The sequence below is a fragment of the Terriglobales bacterium genome (assembly GCA_035457425.1).
Taxonomy (GTDB): domain Bacteria; phylum Acidobacteriota; class Terriglobia; order Terriglobales; family Acidobacteriaceae; genus JACPNR01.
Genome location: DATIBR010000132.1, coordinates 1 through 3,053, shown reverse-complemented (window position 1 = coordinate 3,053; position 3,053 = coordinate 1). Strand labels below are relative to the sequence as shown.

Annotated in this window: 3 protein-coding genes; 1 reads left to right on the top strand and 2 read right to left on the bottom strand. The window is 65.8% G+C overall.

What is annotated here, in order from left to right:
* Positions 1 to 687 (top strand): Z1 domain-containing protein (locus tag VLA96_10275; GenBank protein HSE49581.1); only part of this gene is annotated, 687 nt, incomplete at its 5' end.
* Here the strand turns inward: VLA96_10275 and istB are convergent.
* Positions 667 to 1,527, bottom strand: coding sequence for an IS21-like element helper ATPase IstB (gene istB, locus VLA96_10270; GenBank protein ID HSE49580.1), 861 nt, complete (start codon positions 1,525 to 1,527; stop codon positions 667 to 669). The genes VLA96_10275 and istB overlap by 21 nt on opposite strands.
* Positions 1,524 to 2,738 carry an IS21 family transposase gene (gene istA, locus VLA96_10265; protein HSE49579.1) on the bottom strand — a complete coding sequence of 405 codons (1,215 nt, stop codon included), beginning with the start codon at positions 2,736 to 2,738 and terminating at the stop codon, positions 1,524 to 1,526. The genes istB and istA overlap by 4 nt, the downstream gene beginning before the upstream one ends.
* Between the last annotated feature and the right edge of the window lie 315 nt (positions 2,739 to 3,053).

Here is a 3,053-nt window from a genome sequence, read left to right as displayed (position 1 = left end):
AGCTGCGCCGCCCACCAGCGGCAGATTGGTCTTCCGCTGAACGGCGGATACAAGTTCCTTTGCCACACGAGCCCCAAGACGAGCGACCACGTCATACTCGATGGCTTAATCCGGCGAGCTCTGCAGAACATTCTCGACGATCTGCCAAACCTAGGGGCGAACATGCCGTCGCTTCGTGCCGCGCACGCAGAATTACTGAGGTCGCAGCCTCAAGCTCCTGGCCTTGAAGAGTTGGTGCCCTGGATCAGTCGATATCTTCCTACACGAACGATGCTGCAGGTCAACTCGATCGGAAGCCGTCTTACATTTGGCCGTCATCTTAACTTTGTCGTCGGCGGCAATATTCTGGGACGTGGTCTCACAATCGACAATCTACTGGTCACGTACTATTTAAGACGAGCGCGAACAACGCAAATGGATACGATGCTGCAGCACGCCAGAATGTACGGCTACCGCCAACCCCTGATGCCATATACACGGGTTTTTCTCCCTCTATCACTTGCTACGCGCTTTCATCATATTCATGAGGCCGAACAAGCACTTCGAGGCCTTCTCCGCTCGCCTGTCGGCACTAAGCCAACACCAGTTGAGTTGGCACAGAACCTCGTTGCGACGAGGTCAACGATCTTGGATGGTGGAGCGCTGGCTGCGTATCGTCCTGGACTGTCAACGCCGGCGTACTTTTGACCCACCTTCGCCGGTTTGGAATTGACCCACCCCCGGCGGGTTGTCGTTGGCGGCGTCGTCCTCGCGCCGCGATAGGGCGGTCGCGCCGGCGCCGATGAGCCCAGCCTGCTTCTTCTCGCGCAAGCGGTAACTCTCGCCGCGGATGTTGAGCACGTGACTATGGTGCAGGAGGCGATCGAGGATCGCTGTGGCGATGACGCTGTCACCGAGGACCTCGCCCCACTCGGCGAAGCCCTTGTTCGAAGTCAGGATGATGCTGCCGCGCTCGTAGCGCGCGGAGACCAGGGTGAAGAAGGCCGTGGCCGCCATGCGGTCATAGGGCCACACGCCGAACTCATCGATGATGAGCAGCTTGGGCGCCAGGTAGATCCGCAGCCGGCGCTCGAGCCGGTGTTCGGCCTGGGCGCGCCGCAGATCCTCGAGCAGCTCGTGCGCGCGCACGAAGTAGACGCCGGAGCCCTGCTCGATCGCGCGCAGGCCGAGGGCGATGGCCAGATGCGTCTTGCCGACGCCCGGCGGGCCGAGGAAGAGCACGTTGGCCGCCTCGCTGATAAAGGTGAGCGTGGCGAGGTCGCGCACCTGGCGCTTGTCGATCGAGGGCTGGAAGCGGAAGTCAAACTGATCGAGCGTACGCTGGAACGGCAGGTGCGCGAGCCGCGTGCGGGTGCGCAAGTACCGCTCCCGCCGGGCCGCGGTCTCGGTGCTCAGGAGATCGGCCAAGAAGTCGGCGTAGGGCAGCTGCTTCTGCGCGGCCGTTTCCAGCCGCCCATCGAGCACCGCGGCGGCTTCGGCCAAGCCGAGCTGCTCGAGCGACTGCCGAGCCTGGGCCGCGGCGATCATCGGCCCGCTCCGACGAGCGCGTCATAGATCGCGAGCGGGCGCGCCTCGACGTCGAGCGCGGCGCGCTGCTGGCCGAGCGGGCTGGTGGGGCGGCGCGCGTCGGCGCGCGGTAGCCCGGCCCATTGCCCCGGCAGCACGAGCCGCTGCCCGGCGTGCGTCGCGCGCGGGTGCACGGCAAGGCGCGTGGCACCGGCCCAGAGCTCGACCAGGTGCTCGGTGGCCGCCACCTGCACGCGCTGGCCCGCCCACGTCCACGGCACGCCGTACCAGCCGCGCTCCCATGCCACGAAGCCGTCGCGCCCGACCCGGCGCTCCTCACGCAGGAAGGGCGCGACGCGCTCGGCGGCCGGCAGCGGCAGCAGGTGTGGCGCTTCGCGCGCGAAGCGATCGACGGGACGCTCGCCGGTGGTGCCGTGAATGCGGATGTTGGCCACGCCATCCATCCACGCGTGCGCCTGGTGATTGAGATCCACGCCGTCGACGAATTCCACCGCCGGCCAGAAGTTGTGCTTCACGTACTTCACGCCGCTCTCGACGCGGCCTTTCGTCTGTGCGCGATAGGGTTGGCACAGGCGCGCCTCGAAGCCGAGCCGCAGCGCGAAGTCCAGAAACGTCGGGTTCCAGTGCGGCACGCCGTCGTGGTCCCGCCCGAGGACAACGACTTTCGTGTTGTCGTAGAGGCAGGTGCGCGGCAGGCCGCCGAAGTACTCGAAGGCATTCAGATGGCAGCGGATGAAGCTGGCGACATCGGCGCGCCGGATGAACTCCACGTAGAGCAGCCGCGACCAGGCCAGCACCATCACGAAGCCCCAGTACCAGTGGCGCTGGCCCTCCGGGGTCAGAAACGCGAAGTGGCCGAAGTCGACCTGCGCCTGCTCGCCCGGCTTCGTCTCGAAGCGCATCGTCGCCTTCACGGGGCGGCCGAGTCGCAACGGCCGGACGTAGTCTTTCAGGATGGAGTAGCTGCCGGCGTAGCCCTGGGCGCGGAGCTCACGCAGCAGGACGACGCAGTTTTCCACGCCGGCCGCGAGACGCTGACGGACGTGATCGCGAAACGGATCGACCTTCGACGGCCGCCGCGGCCGCGGCTTGGCCACCGGCACGCGCGGCGCCCGCAGATACTTCCGTACGGTGTTCCGCGAAATGTCCAGCCTCCGAGCAATAGCCCGAATCGACAGGTGCTGCCCCGACAGCTCGATGAGCTGCTTCACGGTCGCCCCTCCCAGCACTCGGCGGCACCTCCCGGGGTGAGATGCCCCAGAAGAGCCGGTGAGCCGGGGGGTGGGTCAAATTTCGATCGGCGTTAGTGGGTCAATTTACGGCCGGCGATGACACGCGCCACCGAAAACCAGTTGACACTTTCATCCGTCGTGCGGATGACCCGGCGATGGCGGAGCGGAAACCGCAGCACGATCTCGATCGCGGTGGCTATCTCAGTACTCCGGAACCGAGTGCGTCGCGCCCCGATTTTCCAGCAACGTTAGGACTTGACCAACCCACGGCCGAACGGCTTGCCGCAGTACCAT

Excerpts from the sequence above, each read along its gene's own strand:
- istB (HSE49580.1), bottom strand. The coding sequence starts at position 1,527 with ATGATCGCCGCGGCCCAGGCTCGGCAGTCGCTCGAGCAGCTCGGCTTG.